This window comes from Agilicoccus flavus (genome assembly GCF_014857905.1).
GTDB lineage: Bacteria > Actinomycetota > Actinomycetes > Actinomycetales > Dermatophilaceae > Agilicoccus > Agilicoccus flavus.
In genome coordinates this window covers 1-22193 of record NZ_JACYXE010000010.1, presented here as the reverse complement: position 1 = coordinate 22193, position 22193 = coordinate 1, and the positions used below count along the sequence as shown (strand labels likewise).

The 22193-nt window shown below is 73.8% G+C and carries 17 protein-coding genes and 1 pseudogene; 6 read left to right on the top strand and 12 right to left on the bottom strand.

The features are described 5' to 3' along the window. Positions 1-51 precede the first annotated feature (51 nt). The 5 genes from ftsH to ICW24_RS14675 all read right to left on the bottom strand — a co-directional run bounded on the left by ftsH (position 52) and on the right by ICW24_RS14675 (position 6758). Entirely contained in the window at positions 52-2064 is a 2013-nt protein-coding gene (gene ftsH, locus ICW24_RS14695) for an ATP-dependent zinc metalloprotease FtsH (RefSeq protein ID WP_226346473.1), read from the bottom strand. Positions 2065-2254: 190 nt separating this feature from the next. Further along, on the bottom strand, positions 2255-2806 hold the full coding sequence (hpt, locus tag ICW24_RS14690) for a hypoxanthine phosphoribosyltransferase (RefSeq protein ID WP_226346472.1): 552 nt from the start codon (positions 2804-2806) through the stop codon (positions 2255-2257). 99 nt (positions 2807-2905) lie between these two features. Then, on the bottom strand, positions 2906-3988 hold the full coding sequence (gene tilS / locus ICW24_RS14685) for a tRNA lysidine(34) synthetase TilS (protein ID WP_226346471.1): 1083 nt from the start codon (positions 3986-3988) through the stop codon (positions 2906-2908). Between the two features lie 10 nt (positions 3989-3998). Further along, positions 3999-5102 (bottom strand): Rv3626c family coenzyme F420 biosynthesis-associated protein, encoded by a 1104-nt coding sequence (locus tag ICW24_RS14680; RefSeq protein ID WP_226346470.1) that lies wholly within the window; start codon positions 5100-5102, stop codon positions 3999-4001. A gap of 78 nt (positions 5103-5180) precedes the next feature. Continuing rightward, positions 5181-6758, bottom strand: a complete 1578-nt coding sequence (locus ICW24_RS14675; protein ID WP_226346469.1) for a D-alanyl-D-alanine carboxypeptidase — start codon at positions 6756-6758, stop codon at positions 5181-5183. A gap of 218 nt (positions 6759-6976) precedes the next feature. On the opposite strand from ICW24_RS14675, the gene ICW24_RS14670 reads away from it, so the two are divergent. Beyond that, positions 6977-7507: an inorganic diphosphatase gene (locus tag ICW24_RS14670; protein WP_226346643.1), complete on the top strand. Its 531-nt coding sequence runs from the start codon at positions 6977-6979 to the stop codon at positions 7505-7507. Between the two features lie 75 nt (positions 7508-7582). Here the strand turns inward: ICW24_RS14670 and egtD are convergent. Beyond that, positions 7583-8503: pseudogene (gene egtD / locus ICW24_RS14665) on the bottom strand (L-histidine N(alpha)-methyltransferase). Positions 8504-8906: 403 nt separating this feature from the next. On the opposite strand from egtD, the gene ICW24_RS14660 reads away from it, so the two are divergent. Then, entirely contained in the window at positions 8907-10067 is a 1161-nt protein-coding gene (locus ICW24_RS14660) for an MFS transporter (protein ID WP_226346468.1), read from the top strand. Position 10068: 1 nt separating this feature from the next. On the opposite strand, the gene ICW24_RS14655 is transcribed toward ICW24_RS14660, so the two are convergent. The 4 genes from ICW24_RS14655 to ICW24_RS14640 all read right to left on the bottom strand — a co-directional run bounded on the left by ICW24_RS14655 (position 10069) and on the right by ICW24_RS14640 (position 14720). Then, the gene (locus ICW24_RS14655) at positions 10069-12120 is read right to left on the bottom strand and encodes a bifunctional aldolase/short-chain dehydrogenase (RefSeq protein ID WP_226346467.1); all 2052 of its coding nucleotides are present in this window, start codon (positions 12118-12120) and stop codon (positions 10069-10071) included. Positions 12121-12440: 320 nt separating this feature from the next. Further along, the gene (locus tag ICW24_RS14650) at positions 12441-13622 is read right to left on the bottom strand and encodes a DUF222 domain-containing protein (protein WP_226346466.1); all 1182 of its coding nucleotides are present in this window, start codon (positions 13620-13622) and stop codon (positions 12441-12443) included. A 229-nt stretch (positions 13623-13851) separates the two neighbouring features. Next, on the bottom strand, positions 13852-14352 hold the full coding sequence (locus ICW24_RS14645) for an SRPBCC domain-containing protein (protein WP_226346465.1): 501 nt from the start codon (positions 14350-14352) through the stop codon (positions 13852-13854). Beyond that, positions 14349-14720: an ArsR/SmtB family transcription factor gene (locus ICW24_RS14640; RefSeq protein WP_226346464.1), complete on the bottom strand. Its 372-nt coding sequence runs from the start codon at positions 14718-14720 to the stop codon at positions 14349-14351. The genes ICW24_RS14645 and ICW24_RS14640 overlap by 4 nt, the downstream gene beginning before the upstream one ends. Positions 14721-15078: 358 nt before the next feature. On the opposite strand from ICW24_RS14640, the gene ICW24_RS14635 reads away from it, so the two are divergent. Beyond that, the gene (locus ICW24_RS14635; RefSeq protein ID WP_226346463.1) at positions 15079-16101 is read left to right on the top strand and encodes a LacI family DNA-binding transcriptional regulator; all 1023 of its coding nucleotides are present in this window, start codon (positions 15079-15081) and stop codon (positions 16099-16101) included. 25 nt (positions 16102-16126) lie between these two features. Here ICW24_RS14635 and ICW24_RS14630 read toward each other — a convergent pair whose 3' ends face one another. After that, positions 16127-16816, bottom strand: a complete 690-nt coding sequence (locus tag ICW24_RS14630; RefSeq protein ID WP_226346462.1) for a TetR/AcrR family transcriptional regulator — start codon at positions 16814-16816, stop codon at positions 16127-16129. Positions 16817-16988: 172 nt separating this feature from the next. Here ICW24_RS14630 and ICW24_RS14625 point away from each other — a divergent pair, with 172 nt between their 5' ends. From ICW24_RS14625 to ICW24_RS14615, 3 genes are read left to right on the top strand one after another with little or no spacing between them, the layout of a single operon-like run. Next, on the top strand, positions 16989-18335 hold the full coding sequence (locus ICW24_RS14625; RefSeq protein WP_226346461.1) for an MFS transporter: 1347 nt from the start codon (positions 16989-16991) through the stop codon (positions 18333-18335). A 13-nt stretch (positions 18336-18348) separates the two neighbouring features. Further along, entirely contained in the window at positions 18349-19632 is a 1284-nt protein-coding gene (locus tag ICW24_RS14620) for a glycoside hydrolase family 1 protein (RefSeq protein ID WP_226346460.1), read from the top strand. Between the two features lie 26 nt (positions 19633-19658). Further along, entirely contained in the window at positions 19659-20654 is a 996-nt protein-coding gene (locus ICW24_RS14615) for an alpha/beta hydrolase (RefSeq protein WP_226346459.1), read from the top strand. 70 nt (positions 20655-20724) lie between these two features. Here ICW24_RS14615 and ICW24_RS14610 read toward each other — a convergent pair. Further along, positions 20725-22193, bottom strand: a 1469-nt coding sequence (locus ICW24_RS14610; RefSeq protein ID WP_307781355.1) for an alpha-L-rhamnosidase-related protein, incomplete at its 5' end; no start/stop codon positions are given.

Here is a 22193-nt window from a genome sequence, read left to right as displayed (position 1 = left end):
CGGGTATCCGATGCGGGTCCCTGACCCTCCGGACCCCGGTCCGGGTCCGCGTCAGGACTCGACACGACCGTCCCCGGGCACCTCGACGATCTCCTGCAGCGGGTGCTCGTCGTCGTCGGCGAACGGGTCCTGGCCCTCGTTCAGCGCCCGACGCTCGGCCGGCGTGAGGACCGGGCCGCGGTCGCTGACGTTGCGGCCGTCGCTGCTCAGCCACACGGGGCGGCGAGGCCGCTTGACGACGTCGGCGAAGATCTCGACCAGTGCTTGGGCGCCGAGGGTCTCCTTCTCGAGGAGCTCGAGGACGAGCCGGTCGAGGACGTCGCGGTTGTCGTTGAGGGCGTGCCACGCCTCGTCGTGGGCGGCCTCGATGAAGCGGCGCACCTCCTCGTCGACGACCGCCGCGAGACCCTCGGAGTAGTCGCGCCCGTGGCCCATGTCGCGGCCCATGAACGGCTCCCCGGAGTCGGCGCCGAGCTTGACCGCGCCGACGCGCTCGCTCATGCCGAACTGGGTGACCATCTTGCGGGCCAGCCCCGTCGCCTTCTCGATGTCGTTGGCGGCGCCCGAGGTGGGGTCGTGGAAGATCATCTCCTCGGCCACCCGCCCGCCGAGCGCGTAGGCGAGCTGGTCGAGCATCTCGTTGCGCGTCGTCGAGTACTTGTCGTCGGCCGGCAGGACCATCGTGTAGCCGAGAGCGCGGCCGCGGGGCAGGATCGTGATCTTGCTGACCGGGTCGGTGTGGTTCATCGCCGCGGCGACGAGGGCGTGGCCGCCCTCATGGTAGGCGGTGATCTTTTTCTCCTTGGCGCTCATGATGCGCGTGCGCTTCTGCGGGCCGGCGACGACGCGGTCGATGGCCTCGTCGAGCGCGCGGTCGTCGATGAGCTGCGCGTTGCTGCGGGCCGTGAGCAGCGCGGCCTCGTTGAGGACGTTGGCGAGGTCGGCGCCGGTGAAGCCGGGGGTGCGTCGGGCGACCGAGAGCAGGTCGACGCCGTCGGCGAGCGGCTTGCCGCGGCCGTGCACCTCGAGGATGCGGTGGCGGCCGATCATGTCGGGGGCCTCGACGGCGATCTGGCGGTCGAAACGGCCGGGGCGCAGCAGGGCCGGGTCGAGGATGTCGGGGCGGTTCGTCGCCGCGATGAGGATGACGTTCGTCTTGGGGTCGAACCCGTCCATCTCGACGAGGAGCTGGTTGAGCGTCTGCTCGCGCTCGTCGTGCCCGCCGCCCATGCCGGCGCCGCGGTGGCGACCCACGGCATCGATCTCGTCGACGAAGACGATCGCGGGGCTGTTCTGCTTCGCCTGCTCGAACAGGTCGCGCACGCGGGACGCGCCGACGCCGACGAACATCTCGACGAAGTCGGAACCCGAGATGGAGTAGAAGGGGACGCCCGCCTCGCCGGCCACCGCCCGCGCGAGCAGCGTCTTACCCGTCCCGGGCGGGCCGTACAGCAGGACGCCCTTGGGGATCTTCGCGCCGACCTCGAGGAACTTGGTCGGCTCGGAGAGGAACTCGCGGATCTCGGTGAGCTCCTCGACCGCCTCGTCGGCGCCGGCGACGTCCGAGAAGTTGACCTTGGGCATGTCCTTCGTGGCGAGCTTCGCCTTGGACTTGCCGAACTGCATGACCTTGCCGCCGCCACCCTGGGACTGGCTGAGGATGAACCAGAAGATGCCGATGAACAGCAGCAGCGGGAGCAGGTTGAGGACGAGCGCGCCGAGCCAGCTCGACTGCGGCGGCTGGTCGTCGTACACCGCCTGCGGGTTCTTGGCCGAGACGGCCTGCACGAGGGAGGAGCCGCGCTCGGGGACGTAGAGCGCGTACACCTTGCTCGCGTTCTTCACCTCGCCGACGTCCTGGGCCGCGGTCAGCTCGAGGTTGACCCGGTCGCCGTCGACGAACGTGGCCTCCTTGACCTTGCCCTCGTCGATGAGCTTGACGGCCTGCGACGTGTCGACCTTCTGGTAGTCGGAGGAGCCGGTGAACTGCAGCGCGACCAGCAGGGTGACGATGAGGACGACAGCCCACAGGAGGGGCTGCCGGATGATGCGCTTGGCTTTCATGGATGCCTGAGGGCCGACGGCCCCGTCCCTTCTAGTCGTCGATCGTTCTGCGGGGCACCGGCGCGGCGCCCGAGGCGGCCCGCCATGCGGGCCCACTCCTTCGCTCTCCGCCAACGTGCACCGTCACCGCCGTGTTCCTGGGGCGTTCCCGGGATGCCTCGGATGCCCGTGGCGGGGCCGTGCAGCCGGGTCAGGAGTAGACGTGCGGCGCGAGGGTGCCGACGCAGCGCAGGTTGCGATAGCGCTCGGCGTAGTCGAGGCCGTAGCCGACGACGAACTCGTTGGGGATGTCGAAGCCGACGTAGCGGACGTCGACGTCGACCTTCGCGGCGTCGGGCTTGCGCAGGAGGGTGAGGATCTCGACCGACGCGGCCTTGCGGGAGGCGAGGTTGGCCTTGATCCAGCTCAGCGTGAGTCCGGAGTCGACGATGTCCTCGACGATGAGGACGTCCTTGCCGGTGATGTCGGTGTCGAGGTCCTTGAGGATGCGCACGACGCCCGAGCTCTTCGTCCCGGAGCCGTAGGACGAGATCGCCATCCAGTCCATCGGGGCCGAGCCCGGCAGGGCGCGCATGAGGTCGGCGACGACGACGACGGCGCCCTTGAGCACCCCGACGAGCAGCAGGTCCTTGCCCTCGTAGTCCGACCACACCTGGGTCGCCATCTCCTCCAGCCGGGCATGGATCTGCTCCTGCGTGAGGAGGACCTTCTCGAGGTCGGCCCCCATGTGCTCTGCGTCCACGTCCCACTCCTTGCGGTTGGCGGTCGTCGGTGCCCGCTCTCGGGCGGGATCACCGTGGTCTGCGCGAGCGCCGCGTCGCCGGCCTCGGCGGCGCCACGCTCATGGCGCCCATTCAACCCGACCCGGGCCGGTGATCGTCACGCCGCCCGCGCGCCGCGTGCCGCGTGCGCTGCCGGGGAGGGCGACGGGCCCCTGCCCGCGGTAGCGGGTGACGAGCGCGTCGAGCGCCGCGACGTGCTCCGCGCTCACGTCCCCGGGCGGGCAGCCGGCCTCGAACGCGAGCCGGCGCCACAGGCGCCCGCGGATCGCGCGCGGCAGCTCCGCCAGCCGCGCGGCGGGCCAGGGAGCGGGCCCGAGGTCTGCGCGGGCCGCGGAGGCGAGGTCGTCGAGGAGGTCGGCGTCGTCGCGCAGCAGATCGGCGCTCCGGGCGAGCGCCGCGCTCAGGCCGGGCCCGAGGTCGTCCTCCAGGGCCGCGAGGGCGCGGCGCGCCCGTACGCGCGTGAACGCGGGGTCGTCGTTGTGCGGGTCGCGCCACGGGGTGAGGCCGGCCTCGGCGCACGCGGCTCGAGTCTCGGCCCGACGAAGGGCGAGCAGAGGACGGAGGTAGCGGCCGCGTCGGGGGGCCATCCCGCCCAGCGAGCGGGCGCCGGATCCGCGGGCCAGCCCGAGCAGCACCTGTTCGGCCTGGTCGTCGAGGGTGTGCCCGAGCAGGACGACGCGGGCCCCGGTCTGCCGCGCGGCGGCGTCGAGCGCGGCATACCGGGCGCTCCGCGCCGCGGCCTCCGGCCCCCGCCCCCCGGCGCCCACGTCGACGGCCTCGACGAGGACGGGATCGAGGCCGAGGGCGGCACACGCCGTGGCCGCGGCCTCGGCCACGGCCCCCGACCCGTCCTGGAGGCCGTGGTCGACGACGACGGCCCCGGCGCGCCACCCGGCCCGCGGCGCCTCGAACGCCGCGCCGGCCGCGAGCGCGAGCGAGTCCGGGCCGCCGCTGCAGGCGACGAGCGCGAGCGGCGCACCGGACGCGCCGGAGGGATCGGCCGGGACGACGCTGCCCGACGTACCGCCGACGGCGGAGGCCGCGGCCGGGACAGCCTCGCCGCGATCCCCCGCGGCGCACGCGCGCAACGCGGCGCGGACGGCGACGCGGACGGCGGCCACCGCGGGCGGCGGGCCGGGCACGGGCCGCGCCTCAGCCGTGGACCCGGGCCACCCAGGCGGCGGGGTCGGTGATCTCGTCGGGCGTCGGGAGCGTGTCGGGCGAGGTCCACACGGCGTTGAACCCGTCGATGCCGACCCGGTCGACGACGGTGCGCACGAACGCGGCGCCGTCGCGGTACTGCGCCATCTTGGCCTCGAGTCCGAGCAGGCGGCGCAGGGTGACGTCGAGCATGCCGAGGCCCTCGCGGCGCCGGTCGAACACGGCGCGGATGTGGGCGACGCTCGGCACGATCTTCGGGCCGACGTCGTCCATGATCACGTCGGCGTGCCCCTCGAGGAGGGCCATCGTGGCGGTGACCCGGGCGAGCCGGTCCCGCTGTTCGGGGGTGAGGAAGAGCTCGGCGAGGCCGTTCCCGCCGGGGCGCAGCACGTCGCCGACGTGGCCGGCCGCGTGCTTGAGGCGATCGAGCAGGAGGTCGGCTTCGGGCGCGAGGTCACGCGCGGTGGAGCGACTGGCCTCGACCATGTGGTCGCGCAGCCACGGCACGGCCGTGAACTGGACCCGGTGGGTCTCCTCGTGCAGGCAGACCCAGAGGCGGAAGTCGTCGGGGTCGACGCCCAGCTCCCGCTCGGCGGCGAGCACGTTCGGAGCGACGAGCAGCAGGCGCGCCGAGCCGGCCGGTCGGCCGGGCGCGAGCTCGTACTGGCCGAGGACCTTCGTCGAGACGAACGAGAGGAGCCCGGCGAGTTCGGTCCCCGTGAGCTTCCCGCCGACGCGGGCGACGAGCGGAGACATGGGGCGCGCGCCCGTGCGGCTGTTCTGGCGCTCGATGGCCGCGCTCAGGGCGGGGTCGATGATCGTCGCGAACGAGTCGACGTTGACGTCGATCCACGTGGGCCGGTCGACGACGAGGGCCGAGGGCGCCTCCGGCGGTGTCTGCAGCCGGGCGGTCTCGGCCACGGGACCCCGCGCATCGAGCGCGGCCCGCTTGAGGGCGGCGACGACCTCCCGGGCCTGGGCCGGATCGACGGCCGGCCCGGCGGGGGTGACCCGGCGCGCCGCCGACTTCGCGAAGGCCCAGTCGACGAGGGAGGTCGGGCCGCCGGCGGCGGTCGGCTGCGGAGTGCGGGTCATGTCGTCCTCTCGGCCGCGGCGCGGGGGGTGGGGCGCTGACGGCGGTGGCTGGCGGTGCTGGTGGATGGTCGGCCGGGCTCACCCCGCCGACCGACAGCCGCAGGCCGCGAGCGTCGTGGCGACCCGGTCGAGGGCCGCGCGGGCCGCGAGCGTACCCGAAGGTGGGGCCGAGTCGGCGACGATCGAGAACGCGAGCAGCCGACCGTCCTTGCTGACGACCGTACCCGTCAGGGTGCTCACGCCGGTCAGGGTCCCGGTCTTCGCGCGCACGACTCCGGCGCCGGCGCGCGAGGGGCCGGAGCGGTACCGGTCGGCGAGGGTGCCGCTCAGCCCGGCCACCGGGCTGCGCGCGAGGACCCGGGCGAGGTTCGGCTCGGCCCCGGTCGTCGCGAGCGTGACCGTGCGGGCGAGCGTGTCGGCGGGAACGGTCGTTCCCCGGGTCAGCCCGCTCGTGTCGAGCAGGCGCAGCCCGGCCTGCGGCAGCCCCAGCGCCACCGCCCGGGAGCGCACCCACCCCGCGCAGCCGGCGAACGTCACCGGCGCCCCGTTCCGCGCGCAGGCCCACCGGGCCACCGACTCGGTGAGGTCGTTGTCGGACTCGTCGAGGGCGAGCGCGAGGACGTCGACGACGGGGGCCGAGTCGACGGAGGCGAGCGTGGCCGCCCCGGCCGGGGCCGCGCCGCGGGCAACCGCGGGGGCGACGGCGACCCCGTGACGCGCGAGGGCCGCCGCCAGGGCCGCGCGGAACGCCGCGGCGGCCCGCATCGCCGGGTCGGCGCTCGCGGGGCGGCCGGGGATCGCCCGGTCGGTCGCGAGACCGAGCATCGCGACGGGGCCGGTGATCCCGACCGCCACGTCACCCGGCGCCCAGCCCGGCGCGAGGGCGGGGCCGCGGGCGTGGCGGTCGTCGAGGACGACGGTGACGCGCCGCGCCGGCGCCGTGGGCGTGGACGAGGACGACGCGGTCGGCGAGGCGGCGGGTGACGACTGCCCCGCGGGTCCGTCGCCCGCACGGAGCGATCGCGCGACGCCGGCGGCGAGGTCGGCGAGCCCGGCCCGGCCGGCCACGGCCCCCGGCGTGCCGGCCCCGGTCGCGAGGAGGTTGTCGCCGCCGGCGACGAGGACGACGACCCGGTTCCCGGCGGACGCGGGCCCCTCGACCACGCGGGTGGTGAACCGGTCGGTCGGGGACGACCCGGCGACGACCGCGGCCGCCGTGACGACCTTCGTGCTCGAGGCGGGCGCGCCCGGCCGCGTCGCGCGCACCCCGAGCAGCGGGGTGTCGGTGGCGGCGTCGCGCACCGAGATCGAGGCGCCCGGGCCGAGGGCGGGGGCGGCCAGCAGCGGCGTCAGGGTGGCGGCGAGCACGCCCGGGTCCGGCATCGGCGCCGAGGGGGACAGCCCCGGCAGCGGCGGGCTCGTCGGGACGACCGCGGGGTCGGCCGTGGGGGCAGCAGACGACGTGGGCGGGGCGTCGTCGCCGGTCGGTGTCGTCGCGGGGCTCGCCGTGGAGGTCGTCGTGGAGGTCGGCGTGGCAACCGGGGCCGCGGTGACGACACCGGGGACGACGTCGGCCGCGTCGAGGGCCACGTAGCCCACAAGAGCGACGAGCGCGGCGGCCGTCACCGACGCCACGACGCGCGAGGGTCGTGCCATCGGCGACCTCCCTTGTTCTCCCCCGTGCCTGTCACCGCCGTGGGCGAGGCGACATCCGGCCCGCCCACGTGTCACGCTGTGAGCCGAGCACCACGATTCCGAGCAGACGATTCTCGATGCCGCGCCGCGGCACCCAGTAGCGTCGACCGGTACGTCCGTATCTTCTCATCCGACACAGGAGGCCACCCGGCATGACGAGCGACGAGGCCAGCACGCCGATGTTCTTCGACGTGACGATCGAGATCCCCAAGGGTCAGCGGAACAAGTACGAGGTGGACCACGAGACGGGCCGCATCCGCCTCGACCGCATGCTCTTCACCTCCACCCAGTACCCCGCCGACTACGGCTACATCGAGGACACGCTCGGTGAGGACGGGGACCCGCTCGACGCGCTCGTCCTGCTCGACCAGCCGGCGTTCCCCGGGGTGCTCATCATGTGCCGCGCCATCGGCATGTTCCACATGCGCGACGAGGCCGGCGGTGACGACAAGATCCTCTGCGTCCCCGCGAGCGACCCGCGCGTGACGAACATCCAGGACCTCGACGACGTCAGCGAGTTCGACCGCCTCGAGATCCAGCACTTCTTCGAGACGTACAAGGACCTCGAGCCCGGCAAGTCCGTCGAGGGCGCCCACTGGGCCAACCGCGCGCACGCCGAGCAGGTCATCCGCGAGGCCATCCAGCGCGCCACCGACGAGGGCATGACGACGAGCCGCTGGCCCAAGCCGAGCCACACCCAGCACGCCTGAGCCGGCCGCGATCCGGCCCGAGGCCGCACCCGTCCCGGGTGCGGCCTCTGTCGTGCGGTGGGCCGGTCGGTGCCCCTATCCGTCGACCTGCGCCAGGGTGAGCGCGACGTCGCCGGCGGGATCGGTCCACTGTCCGATCGTGCCGAACCCGGCGTGGGCGAGCTCGGCCACCGCCCCCGGGAGTCGGAACTTCGTCAAGATCTCGGTCCGGAGCTCCTCCCCCGCCGCGAACGTCACGTCCAGACCGAGTGCGTCGATGAGGCAGCGGGTCTCGACCCGGGCGCGCAGGCGCATCTCGATCCGCTCGGCGTCGGCGTCCCAGAGGGCGACGTGCTCGAAGTCGTCCGGGTCCACCTGCGCGCCCAGCTCTCGGCGCAGCACGTGCAGGACGTTCCGGTTGAACTCGGCGGTCACGCCGGCCGCGTCGTCGTAGGCGGCGACGAGTCGCCGCTCGTCCTTGACGAGGTCGGTGCCGAGCAACAGCGTGTCGCCGTCGACCAGGCCTGCCCGCCACTCGGCGTAGAAGGCGGCGCGGCCGTCCGGATCGAGGTTGCCGATCGTGCTGCCGAGGAACGCGACGAGGCGCGTGCCGCCCTGCGGCAGGGTGTGCAGGTGTCGCTCGAAGTCCCCGACGACGCCGTGCATCGCCAGGCCCGGGTAGTCGGCCTCCAGCGCGGCCATCGCCCCCTGGAGCGCATCGACGCTGACGTCGAAGGGGACGTACCGACGCAGTGCACCGCGCCGATCGAGCGCGTCGAGCAGCAGCCGAGTCTTCTCGCTCGCGCCCGAGCCGAGCTCGACGAGCGTGTCGGCCCCCGAACGCGCCGCGATGTCGTCCGCGTGGGCGTGCAGGATCGCCGCCTCCGCTCGCGTCGGCTAGTACTCGGGGAGCCGCGTGATGTCGACGAAGAGGTCGCTCCCGCGAGCGTCGTAGAAGTAGGTGGAGGGCACCGATCTCGGCGAGGCGCCCAGGCCCTCGGACACGTCCCGGCGCATCGTCTCGCGCAGGTCGTCCGGACCGAGGTGGACGTCGACGGGGTGCCGGGACAGGGTGGTCTGCGGGGTCGTCGCGGGGTGGGACACGGGTTCTCTCCTCGGATTCGGACGGGGGGTGGACGAGACGCCGCGGCGGCGCGGGTCGCGCGGCGGGATCGACCTCGGCGAGGTGCTCGTCGGGGATCTGGCGAGGGAGCTCGAGGAGGCGGCCACGAGGGTGGCGCCGACGAGGCGCAGCGGGGGCAGGGGGGCGAGCCCGACGCAACCCAGGGCAGCGTGCGTCGACGGTGGAGCGATGTTCCGCATCGGCGGCCTCCGCGCAGCGGTGGGGTCACGACTCGTCGAGCGACATCCTCACCCGACCGCGTCCGGCCCGCGATACCGGGGGCCCTAGCCTGTCCCGGTGACCGCAGCCGACCGCCCCGAGCCTGCGGGCCGAGCGCCGCGGCTGTGGCCGCTGTACGCCGGCGGGTTCCTCGGGCCGTTCGGCGGGGCGATGGTCAACACGATCCTGCCCGAGCTCGCGACCGGCCTGCGCTCGGACGTCGCGACGATGGGGTCGGCGCTCGCGGCCTACATGGTGCCCTTCGCGGGGCTCATGCTCGTGTCGGGCACGGTCGCCGGCCGGTGGGGGCGGGCGCGGACGGTGCGCGGCGCGTACCTCGCCTACGCCCTCGCCTCCCTCGTGTGCATTCTCGCCGCCTCCGCCGGGCCGTTCCTCGCGGGACGCGCGCTGCAGGGTGCGGCCAACGCCTTCACGACCCCGCTGCTCATCGCGATGATCGCCGACCTCGTCCCGCCCGGGCGGCGGGGCATCGCCCTCGGCACCTACGCCGGGATGCAGGCGGCCGGGCAGGCGTTCGCGCCCCTCATCGGCGGCCTCGCGGCCGAGGTGGATTATCGGCTCGCGTTCGCCGCGAGCGCCGGCGCCGCCCTGCTCCTCGCGGTCGTCACCCCCGGCGGACGCGCCGCGGGTGAGCGCCGTGCCTCCGTGACGCGCGAGCAGTGGCGGGCGCTGGCCAACCTGCGGCTCGCCCGCGCGGGCGGCATCGCGTTCACCGCCCAGTTCGCCTCGACGGCGCTCATGGTCGTCGGGGCGCTCGTCGCGGCCGACGAGTTCGGGCTGTCGCCCGGCGCCCGCGGCCTGCTCGTCGCGTGCTTCGGCCTCGCCGGCCTGGCGAGCGGTCGGCTCACCGGAGCGGCGACCGACCGCTACGGGCTGCGCCTGGTCGGGTCGACCGCCCTGGCCGTGCTGGCGCTGGCCGTGCTCTGCGTGGGCGTCGCCCCCGGCATCGCGGTCCTCGTCGGCGCCATCGCCGTCGCCGGCGTCGCCGGCACCGGGGCCAGGGTGCTGACGAACACCCTCGGGCTCGCGAGCACCCCGGCCAACAGCGGCGGGGCGATGTCGATGACGCTGTCGGCCCAGTTCCTCGGCGGCGCCGCCGTGCCGCTCATCCTGCCGCTCTACGCCGTCTCGCCCGCCCTGACCTGCGCGGTCGCCGCGGGCGTGGCCGTCGTCGGCCTCGCTCTCGCCGCCCGTCCCACCCCGACCGAAGCGCTCTAGCTCACCGCAGGAACGCCGCCGCGACGCCGGCGTCGACGGGAATGTGCAGGCCCGTCGTGTGCGAGAGGTCCCCGCCGACGAGCGCGAAGACCGCGTTGGCGATGTTCTCGGGCAGCACCTCGCGCTTGAGCAGGGTGCGCTGGGCGTAGAAGGCGCCGAGGTCCTCCTCCTTGACCCCGTAGACCGCGGCGCGGGAGGCGCCCCAGCCCCCGGAGAAGATGCCCGACCCCTTGACGACCCCGTCGGGGTTGACGCCGTTGACGCGGATGCCGTCGCAACCGAGCTCGGCGGCGAGGAGGCGCACCTGGTGGGCCTGGTCGGCCTTCGTCGCCGAGTAGGCGATGTTGTTCGGGCCGGCGAAGACGGAGTTCTTGCTGCTGATGTAGACGATGTCGCCGCCCATCTCCTGCGCCTTCATGACCTTCGCCGTCTCGCGGGAGACGAGGAAGCTGCCCTTGGCCATGACGTCGTGCTGCAGGTCCCAGTCGGCGACGGTCGTCTCGAGGAGCGGCTTGCTCAGCGAGAGGCCGGCGTTGTTGACGACGAGGTCGACGCCGCCGAAGGCGAGCACGGAGGCCTTGACCGCGGCGACGACGGCCTCCTCGCTCGAGACGTCGGCGGCCACCCCGATGGCGACGTCCGCCGACCCGATGTCCGCCGCGGCGACCTGCGCCTTGGCGAGGTCGAGGTCGGCGATGACGACGCAGGCGCCCTCCGCGGCGAGCCGCTTCGCGGTGGCCAGGCCGATGCCCGACGCGGCCCCGGTGACGAGGGCGACGCGCGTCGCGAGCGGCTTCGGCTCGGGCATCCGCACGAGCTTGGCCTCCTCGAGGGCCCAGTACTCGATGCGGAACTTCTCGTGCTCGTCGATCGGCGCGTAGGTCGAGACCGACTCGGCGCCGCGCATGACGTTGATCGCGTTGACGTAGAACTCCCCCGCCACCCGGGCCGTCTGCTTGTTCGCCCCGAAGGAGAACATGCCGACTCCGGGGACGAGGACGATCGCCGGGTCGGCGCCGCGCATCGCGGGCGAGTCGGGCTCGGCGTTGCGCTCGTAGTAGCCGGCGTAGTCCTCGCGGTAGGCGGCGTGCAGCTCGCGCAGGCGCGCCTCGCACTCCCCGATCGTCGCGGTCGTCGGCAGGTCGAGCACCATCGGCTTCACCTTGGTGCGCAGGAAGTGGTCGGGGCAGGAGGTGCCGAGCTCGGCCAGGGGCGCGAGCTTTTCGCGGGCGACGAAGTCGAGGACCGCCTCGGAGTCGGTGAAGTGCCCGACCTGCGGCTTGTCCATGCTGGCCAGCCCGCGGATCAGCGGGAAGAGCGCCGCGGCCCGCTCGCGACGCTCGGCCTCCGGCAGCGCCTCGCGGCCGGGGACGACGGGCCCGAACGGCTCGGGGTCGCCGTGGGAGTCGAGGTAGGCCTGGGCGCCGTCGATGATCGCCATCGAGTTCGCCTCGGCCTCCGCGGAGGTCTCACCCCAGGCGGTGATGCCGTGCCCGCCGAGGACGCAGCCGATGGCGTCGGGGTGGGCGCGCTTGATCTCGGCGATGTCGAGCCCGAGCTGGAAGCCCGGTCGTCGCCACGGCACCCAGGCGACGGTGTCGCCGAAGATCTCCTTCGTCAGCCGCTCGCCGTCGGCGCTCGTCGCGAGCGCGATGCCGGCGTCGGGGTGCAGGTGGTCGACGTGAGGTGCGTCGACGAGCCCGTGCATCGCCGTGTCGATGCTCGGCGCGGCGCCGCCCTTGCCGTGCAGGCAGTAGTCGAACGACGCGACCATCTCGTCCTCGCGCTCGATGCCGGGGTACACGTCGACGAGCGCGCGCATCCGGTCCAGGCGCAGGCATGCGAGGCCCGCTGCCGTGAGGGTGCCGAGGTCGCCGCCGGAGCCCTTGACCCACAGGAGGTCGACGTCCTCGCCCGTCGCCGGGTCGACCCCGCTGCCCTTGGCGGAGGTGTTGCCGCCGGCGTAGTTCGTCACGCGGGCCTGCGAGCCCAGCCGGTTCGAGCGGTCGAGGAGGTCGGCGACGGGCTGGGGCAGATCGTGCTGGGCGCTCATGGGGCGATCCTTCGGTGTCGGCGGCGAGACCGTGGCGTCGGGTTATGAATCGTTTCAAGGACACGCTATCGGCGCGGGCGAGCGGCGTCAAGGCCCACCTACTGCCGCCCCCGGGCCCAGACGTCCAGGGGCGGCACTCAGCTCAGAAGGACGTGACGCGGGGGCCGTTGCCGATCGGGGAGCCGTCGGATCTGGTCCATCGAACTCCCTCGGGGGTGACTTTCCCGCGGTGTCGTTGTCGGTGGACTTCGGTGTGGTGGTGGCGACAGAGCAAGGCCAGATTCGTCATAGCCGTTCGCCCGCCGATCCCTCTGTCGCGCTCACTGCGGCTCGCAAGCTCGCCTCCGTTCGCCGCTCCCAGGGCCCAATAGATCAAGTGGTGCCCGTCGCATCAGGCTGGCGGGATCGTGCAGCCCGGGAAAGGTGCAGCGGCCGTCGCGCTGCTGAAGGGCGAGGCGCTGAGCTGGGGTGATGAGGCGCTTCGCGTGGCCGAGGTCGAGGAGTTCGCTCTTGGCTCCGAGGACGGCGGGGATGATCTGGGCGTCGCAGCCGAGGATCCGCGCCTCGCTCGGCGACAGCGCCTGCGAGAACCCCGTCGTCGCCCACCCCTTCTCGGCGGCATCTTCGAGACCGGACAGGAGGGTCTCGAGCGGGATCGCCACGACGACCTTCGCCTTCGTCCCCGACCCCGGCACATCCCGGTCGGCCTCCGTCGCCGCGGCGACCATGTCGAGCAGCGCGTCCGCCCGGCGGGCGCCGGCCGAGCGGGGGTCGAGGTTGCCGTGTTCGTCGGTGATCGGCGCGGACAAGGCGTTGATCGCCGCCGTGAAGACGGCTTCCGAGGCGGGGTCGAGCCGCAACGTCGCCACCAGCATCCCGTTCCGGTCCCGGTGGAACCCGGTCAGCTCGCGCCGGTCCCGCTGCCGGTCGTGCTGGTCGTCCAGCCGGCCCGGGATCCCGTACTGACCGATCAGCAGGTCTTCGATCGCCGCGAAGTCCTTCGCGGGCGCGCCCTCGGCCGCATGGTCGATGAGGATCTGCAGCAGCGCGTCCCAGTTCGGGTACTCGATGTCCCTCTTCAACCGCCGGAACGACTTCGCCACCACCCCGGCCAGGTCGATCCCGACCCGGCCCTCGGTCACCGCAGCCCGCAACGCCTCGACGTCGTACCCGACGCACGTCTGCGCGACCTCGTGCAGACTCCGCGCCTGGGCCTTCGCGACCGGCACCCCCGCGTCACGACAGGACTGCTCCACCCACGCCCGCGTCCGGGGGTGATCCGACTCCGCGATCACGCCCCGCGTCGACGCCTCCAACACGACCGCCGCCTGCACCGCCGACGCTGTGGCCACCAGCTCAGCCGCCGACGCCGCGAGCCGGGCCAGCTCGGCATTCGCTACCGAGGACAAGCCCCCGGAAACCCCGAGAATCGCGTCGATCTGCGCCCGCAACCCATCCCCGGCCGGCACGGCCGGCGACTCGGGAAGGGTGGTCGACGTCATGCCCCATTCTATCGAACACGCATCCGACGATCGCCTTATCCACAGGTGAAACGCTCACTGCTGCAACAGGTTTCACCACCCCTTGCAACGGTCGAAACCCGTTGGGCGGCAACCTCCTTCGCGCGGTCGCCGCAATGTGATTCAGGTCACATTTTGCTCCGTTCGAACCGAGGTCCGGTCTCCCCCCCAACGAATAGGCCGGCCGGCAGCTCCGAGCCGCGCGCGTCCGTCAGCCCACCCGCCGGGAGTAGTCGGCCATGAGCGGTTCGTAGTCGCTCCAGGCCACCTCGGCGACGTCGCGGCCCCCGAAGACCGCGGCGAGGCGGTCGAGGTAGTACTCCCAGCCCGGGCCGACCATGTCGACGGGCACGTCGGCGGTGAGCAGCTGGGCGAAGCGGAGGGTCGTGACGCCGCGCTCCTCGGACAGCGCGAGGTCGAGGGTCCACGCCGAGCTCGGCCCGTCGGCGTCGATGTGTACCCGGAGGCGGGTCGGCGGCTCGCAGACGTCGATGACGGTCGGCTCCGGCGGCGCATCCTCGCCCTCGGCGGTCATCCGGAAGGTGACCCGGCCGGAGGCGGGATCCCCCTCCCAGGTCCCGATCCATCGTTCCATCCGCTCGGGCTCGGTGACCGCGGCCCACACGTCGTCGATCGGCGCGGCGAAGGTCCGGGTCCACGCGAGATGCTCGGCGCCGTCGATGGGTTCGCGGCGGGCGGTGACGTCGCTCATGCGCTGTGCTCCTGTCGGTTCGTGCCGGCCCGGCCGACCGGGCGGCTTTCGCGGGTGGTGCGCCTGACCTCGAGGTCGAGCGCGTCGAGTCGGTCGGCGGCGATGGGGGGCCGCGCGGTCCGCAGGCCGGACAGCCAGTCCCGGACCGGCGCCAGGCCGTCGTCGGCGAGGCGATAGCGCCGCTCCCGGCCACGGGCCTCGACCCGGAGCAACCCCGCCTCCGAGAGCACGCGCAGGTGGCGGCTGACCGCGGGGCGCGACACGTCGTGGTCGGCCGCGAGGTCGACGACGCGCGTCGGCCCCTCGGCCGCCACCCGGGTCAGGATGGCCCGCCGCACGGGGTCGGCGATCGCCTCGAAGACATCCATCCGATTAGGTAACCACAACGTTACCGATCTTGCCAGGGGCCGATCGACACCGGTCGGCGGGGTGGACCGGACGGGCGGGACGGCGCGGAGTAGACCGCACGGGGCTGGACCGGGCGGACCGAACGGGCGGGACCGGCGCGGGGCGGCGCGGACAGGGCGGGACCGGCGCGGGATGGACCGGCGCGGGATGGGACGGCGCGGGGCGCGCCCGCCGCGCGCGAGAGCGCGAGCCGCGAACGTCGGCGGCGGCGGCGTCGGCGGCGAGCGGGCCCCGGGCGAGGCCGGCGGCCTTGCCCGTCGCCGCCGGTCACGAGCGGACCCCGCCCGGCGTGCGGGACAATGAGGGTGTGATGAGCAGGTGAGCACGACGAGCGTCAAGGACGTGGCCCGGGCGGCGGGCGTGTCCGTGGGCACGGTGTCCAACGTCCTCAACCGGCCCGACGTCGTCGCGGAGGCGACCCGGGTCCGGGTCCTCGCGGCCATCGACCGGCTCGGCTTCGTCCGCAACGAGGCCGCCCGCCACCTGCGCTCGGGCTCCAGCCGGGCCATCGGCCTCGTCGTCATCGACGCCGGGAACCCGTTCTTCACCGACCTGGCCCGCGGGGTCGAGGACACGGTCGAGGGGTTCGGCGATTCCGTCCTGCTCGGCAACAGCGCGGAGGACCCCCGGCGCGAGGCCCGCTACCTCGAGCTGTTCGAGCAGCAGCGGGTGCGCGGCGTCCTCGTCACCCCCACGCGCGGGGAGCTGCCCGATCTCAGCGGGTTCGAGCGCCTCGACATCCCGGTCGTCGTCCTCGACCGACACCTGCCCGCCTTCGCCGTCTCGTCCGTCTCGGTCGACGACGTCGCGGGTGGGCGACTCGCGGCCGAGCACCTCGCCGAACTGGGGCACCGCGACACGTGGTTCGTCGGCGGCCCGGAGGGCCTGCAGCAGGTGCAGGACCGGCTCGCGGGGTTCACGGGCGGCATGCGGGCCGCCGGGGGCCGGACCGAGCACGTGCCGACGACCGGGCTCACCGTGGGCGCCGGGCGGGAGATCGGTGCCCGGCTCGCCGCGCTGGCCCCGGGGGCGTGGCCGACGGCCGTCTTCGCGGCGAACGACCTCGTCGCCATCGGCATCCTCAACGCGCTCGTGGCGGAGGGGCGGCGGATTCCCGAGGACCTGTCGATCGTCGGCTTCGACGACATCGCGTTCGCCTCCACGACGACGGTGCCGCTCACGTCGATCGGTCAGCCCGCCCACGCCATCGGCCAGGCCGGCGCCGAACTCCTCTACGCCCAGCTCGACGCCGAGCCCGGCCGGCGGCCGGCCGCGCGGCAGGTGCGCTTCTCGCCCACGCTCGTCGTGCGCGAGTCGACGGGCCCCGCTCCCCGGCCCTGACCGGGCCGCGGAGCCTACGGTCGGGTCACCTCTGCTCGCTCGGGCGGCCGGGCCCCTCGGCGGGATCCGCCCGCAGGAGGTCGACGAACGTCCGGGCGTGCGCGGCCATGTCCTGCTCCGGGTCCTCGAGCCACGCCGTCTGCAGGCCGCTGACCAGGGCCGTCACGAGCGGCGCGAGCGCCGCCGGGTCGAGGTCGGCGCGCAGGCGCCCCGCGTCCCGCTCGGCGGTCAGCGCCTCGGTCACCTGCTCGCGGAACTCGCGCCCCTGCCGGCGGACGAGGTCGTGCGCCGGGTGGGACGCGTCGAGCGCCTCGACCCGCATCACCGTGTCGAGGCCGATCACCCCGCGCCGCTGCGAGTGGGAGGCCAGGACCTGCGGGAGCGCGGCGAGGAACCCGTCTCGCCGGACGAGGTCGTCGCGCTGCGGCGCCTCGTCGTCGGTCCGCGACTCGAGGACGGCGGCGAGCAGGTGCTCCTTGGTGCCGAAGTGGTGGCGCAGCACCGTGTGACTCGTCCCGAGCAGCTCCGCGATCTGCCGCAGCGAGAGGCGCTGGAAGCCCTGCTCGGCGAAGAGGTGCAGAGCGGTCTCGACGAGGGCGGCCCGGGTGCGCTCCCCCGTGGCGTACGGCCCCCGGCGGCCCCCGGCCCGAGTCCGGACGGACCCGGATCCCTCGTCCGAGGACTCCTCGGACTCCCCCGACGTCGCCACGGCCATGCGCTCACGCTACCAGCGGGCCGACCCGCCTCTTGAGTTTCATCGATTCAATTTATTCCAATCTGGAAGATGTTCGTCTACGGTCGACCCCAGGCGCCGCGGCGGCGCCGAACCGGCCGGGCGGCACCCGGCGACGGCCCCGCGGGGCACCTCAGCGACGAGGACTCCTTCCATGAGCGACACGACGGCACTCCCACCCCGCTCCCCACGGGACCCCGAACCGGGCGACCTGGCCCCGGGGACGGCCGCCGGCCCCGCCACCGCCCTGCGCGACGAGGCCCACCACGACGTCGACCCCGCGGCTCCCCGCAGCGTGCGGCGCACCGTCGCCCTCGTCCTCGTCGCGGGGCTCGGGATGTACATCATGATGCTCACGGTCAACACGGCCCTGTCGCTGCGCATCGCGTCCATCGACCCGGGTCAGAAAGAGGCCGTCTTCGGCCGCGCCGTGTCGCTGAGCGCGCTCGTCATGCTCGTGACGATCCCCCTCGGCGGCGCCCTGTCGGACCGGACGACGAGCCGCTTCGGCCGTCGCCGCCCGTGGATCCTCGGCAGCCTGGTCGTCGCGCTCCTGTCGATGGCCGTCATCGGCTCGACGGACTCGTTCGCCCTCATCACGTTCGCCTACGTCATCGGGATCGTCGCCGCGCAGAACGCCTTCAGCACCTACGCGGTCATCCCCGTCGAGGGGGTGCCGGACCGGCTGCGCGCCCGCGTCATGGGCCTCATGGGCATGTTCGGTGCCCTCGCGATGTCGGCGGGCTCCTACCTCGCGGCGGCCCTCGTCGGCATCCCGGTCGCGCTCATGGTCGTGCCGGTCCTGCTCGCGGCCCTCACGACGATCCCGCTGCTCGTCATGTACAAGGACCCGGTCAAGGCGGCGGCCGACGTCCCGCCCCTGGACCTGCGGGCCATGTTCTCGGGGATGGTCGTCAGCCCCCGCCGCCACCCCGACTTCGCGTGGGCGTGGTTCTCCCGCTTCCTCGCCGGTATCGCGATGACGGCGATGTTCTCCTTCTTCATCTTCTACCTCATGGACGGCCTGAACCTGCCCATCGCCCAGGCGGGCGCGAGCGCGGGCACGCTGTCGCTGGCGAGCGCTCCGGTGAGCATCCTCTTCTTCACCGTCTCGGGCTGGCTGTCGGACAAGCTCGGCCGCCGCAAGCCGTTCGTCGCGCTCGCCGCGATCCTCATGGCGATCGCCCTCGTCGTCGCGGCCACGTCGACAACCTTCACCCAGTTCCTCGTCGCCTGGCTGATCTTCGCGATGGGGCAGGCCATGTACCTCACCGTCGACCTCGCCCTGTGCGCCGCCGTCCTGCCCGACGCCCGCGACGCCGGCAAGGACATGGCCGTGTTCCAGCTCGCGCTCAGCCTGCCGAACATCATCGTCCCGGCGCTCGCCCCCGCGGTGCTCGCGATGGGCGCCGGCCACAACTACCTCCTCCTCTGGGGCGGCGCCGCCGTCCTGTGCGCCATCGGCGCCCTGACCGTGTTCCGCGTCCGCGGCGTGCGCTGAAAGGATCGACATCATGACGACCACCGACTCCCGGGCCGCCACGGGCGCGCAGACCGTCTTCCCCACCGGCTTCCGCTGGGGCGTGGCCACCGCCGGCCACCAGGTCGAGGGCGACAACGTCAACAGCGACGTGTGGTTCCTCGAGCACCTCGAGGGGACGATCTTCGCGGAGCCGTCCGGCGACGCCATCGACCACTACCACCGGTTCGCCGACGACATCGCACTCATCGCGGACCTCGGCTTCGACACCTACCGCTTCTCCCTCGAGTGGGCGCGCATCGAGCCAGAGCCGGGCCGGTTCTCCTCCGCCGCGATCGAGCACTACCGCCGGATGATGCTCGCCTGCGAGGCGAACGGGGTGACGCCGGCGGTCACCTTCCACCACTTCGTCTCGCCCCGCTGGCTGCTCGCGGCCGGCGGCTGGGAGGACGCCGGGACGCCGGATCGGTTCGCCCGGTACTGCGACGTCGTCACCGAGCGCCTCGGCGAGCACCTCGGCGCCGCCTTCACGCTCAACGAGCCGAACCTGCCGTTCCTCCTGTCGGCGATGGGCGTCGTCGACGGGTCCCCCGAGGCCCGGGCGCACGCCCCCATGTGGGTGGCCGCCGGCAAAGCCCTCGGCATCGACCCGCGCCGGGTGGCGCCCTTCCAGTTCACGGCGTCGCAGGAGGGGTACGCCACGAAGCTCGCCGCCCACCACGCCGGCCGCGACGCCATCAAGGCCCACCGTCCCGACCTGCTCGTCGGCTGGACGCTCGCGAACTCCGACATCCAGGCGGCGCCCGGCGGCGAGGGTCGCGCCGACGCCGTGCGCGAGGCGGTCAACGAGCGCTTCCTGCTCGACACCCGCGGCGACGACGTCGTGGGGATCCAGACGTACGGTCGCACCGTCTTCGACGCCGACGGCCTCGCGCCCGCGCCCGAGGACGCCGTGGTGAACACGATGGGCGAGGAGATCTACCCCCGCGGCATCGAGACGACGGTCCGCGAGGCCTGGCGCATCGCGCAGGTGCCCGTGTGGGTGACCGAGAACGGCCTCGCCACCGACGACGACACCCAGCGCGTGGCCTACTTCGACGCCGCCGTGTCGGCGGTCGCGGAGTGCCTCGCCGACGGCATCGACGTGCGCGGGTACACGGCCTGGTCGGCCTTCGACAACTTCGAGTGGGTCTTCGGCTACCGTCCCCACTTCGGGCTCATCGAGGTCGAACGCGCCACGCAGCAGCGCACCCCGAAACCGAGCGCCTACCGCCTCGGCGAGATCGCCCGCACCAACGGCGCCGCCCTGCAGGGCTGAGGCCACCCCGACCCCAGGAGGACGTCATGCCGTTGCACCCCCACCTCGCCGAGCGGCTGCCCGCCCTCGCGGGGCTCGACTGGACGATGATCGAGGATCCGGCCGCGCGGGCCGCGTTCGCGACGTGGGAGGAGGAGCCGCCCGGTGGGCGGCCCCTCCCGGCCGCGGCCACCCGAGAGGTGACGCTGTCCGCGCCCGGGCGGGACGTCCGGGTGCGGGTCTACGAGCCCGAGGACGGTGGCGCGGCATCGGGCGGCGTCCGCCCCGGCCTCGTGTGGGTGCACGGCGGGGCGTTCATGGGCGGTGACCTCGACATGCCCGAGGCCGACGGTGTCGCACGCGAGATCGTCGCCCGCACCGGCGGGGTCGTCGTGTCGGTCGACTACTCACTCGTCCCCGCGGTGACGTTCCCCGTTCCCCACCGGCAGGTGATGCGGGCCTTCACGTGGACGCGCGAGCAGGCCGCGGAGCTGGGGATCGCCCCCGACCGGATCGTGCTCGGTGGTGCGAGCGCCGGCGGGGCGCTGTCGCTGTCGGCGGCGCGCGAGCTCGTCGCGTCCGGGGGCCCCGCCCCCGCCGCGCTCGTGCTCGCCTACCCCGTCGCGCACGCCGCGTGGGAGCTCGACCCCGAGCTGCAGGCCCGCATGGCGGAGCTGCCGCGGATGCTGCGCTTCCTGCCGACGGACACCACCATGATCACCGGCAACTACCTCGGTACCGACCCCGACGTCGATCGCCGGTTCGCGTTCGTCGACCTCGATCCCGCCGGGCCGCGGGCCGCGGTCGCGGGCCTGCCCCCGAGCCTCGTCCTCACCTGCGAGTACGACGACCTGCGCACGAGCGCGGAGCTGTTCGCGCGAGCGGCGCGGGCGGCGGGACGGCCCGTGCGAACCCGCCTCTGCGAGGGCATGGTGCACGGCCACCTCAACCGGACGACCGCGTTCGCGGAGGTCGACGCCTCCCTCGACGAGATCGCCCGCGTCGTCCGGGACCCGGACGTCCTGGCCGACGACGGCTCCTGAGCCCGCGACCGACGCAGGCCCCGCACCGGCGATCCGGTGCGGGGCCCTCTCACGCGTGGGGGTCGCCCCCTCAGCCGCTCACGGCCGCCGGCGCGGCGGGGCCGCTCGTGAACGACCGGGCGCCGCCGTCCGTCTCGCCCTCACCCCAGGCGTGTTCGGTGCCGTCGGGCAGGACGAGCCGGGTCGGGACACCGGCGGGCGTCTCGACGTCGACGACGTAGCCGTCGCCCTCCCGGCGCCAGCCGCACTCGATCCGGCCGTGCGGGGAGTCGAGAGTGGCCTTGGCCCAGTCGAGGCCGGGCCCGGGGGTGGGCTTGAACAGGACTCCCGCGTAGCCGGGCGCGGCGGGGCGGAGGCCGGCGACGACCTGGTAGAGCCAGTCGGCGACGGCGCCGAGGGCGTAGTGGTTGAAGCTCGTCATCTCGCCGGGATTGATGGTGCCGTCGGGGAGCATCGAGTCCCAGCGCTCCCAGATCGTGGTGGCGCCCATCGTCACGGGGTAGAGCCAGCTCGGGCACGCCTTCTCGAGCAGGAGCCGGTAGGCGGCGTCGACGTGCCCGGTCTCCGACAGGGCCCAGGTGACGAACGGGGTGCCCGCGAAGCCGGTCGTGACGACGTAGTCGCGGTCCGCGACGACCTGGGCCAGCCGGTCGCCGGCGGCGGCGAGCCGGTCGCCGTCGAGCAGGCCGAAGCAGATCGCGAGGGCGTAGACCGTCGCGCAGTCGGAGGTGATCCGCCCGTCGGCCTGGACGTAGTGGGCGTTGAACGCCTCGCGGACCCGCGCCGCCAGGGCCTCCCAGCGGGCCGCGTCCTCGTCGTGACCGAGCTCGCGCGCGGTGAACGCTGCGAAGGAGGCCGAGCGGTACAGGCAGGCGGTGGCGACGACGCCCTTGTCCGCCTTGGCCCCGGCCGGGTCGTGCGGGGACGCGTCGGGGTCGAGCCAGTCGCCGAACTGGAAGCCGGTGTCCCACAGCCCCGACTCGGACAGCACCGCCTCGACGGACTCGAGGTGCAGGACCATGCCGGGGTAGTGCGCCGCGAGCCGGTCGCGGTCGCCGTAGGCGTGCCACAGCGCCTCCGGCACCCAGACCGAGGCGTCGCCCCACACGGCCGTCGCCCCGCCCCACTGCTCCGCCATCTCGGCGAACTCCGCCGGGAAGTGCGCGTGCTTGAGGACGTCGGGCACGACGAACGGGACGAACCCCTTCGGGTTCTCGCGCGTCTCGACCTCGAGGTCGAGGAGCCACTTGTGCAGGAAGTCGCTCGTGTCGAACTGGTAGCTCGCGGTCGCGGCGTAGGCGGCGATGTCGCCGGTCCACCCGAGTCGCTCGTCGCGCTGGGGGCAGTCGGTCGGCACGTCGAGGAAGTTGCCCTTCTGACCCCAGACCGAGTTGCTCACCAAATGGTTCACGAGCGGATCGGAGCACTCGAACCACCCGGTGCGCCGCATGTCCGAGTGGACCACGACGGCCTCGAGCGCGTCCGGGGTGAGCTGCCCGGGAAAGCCCGTGACCTCCGCGTACCGGAACCCGTGGAACG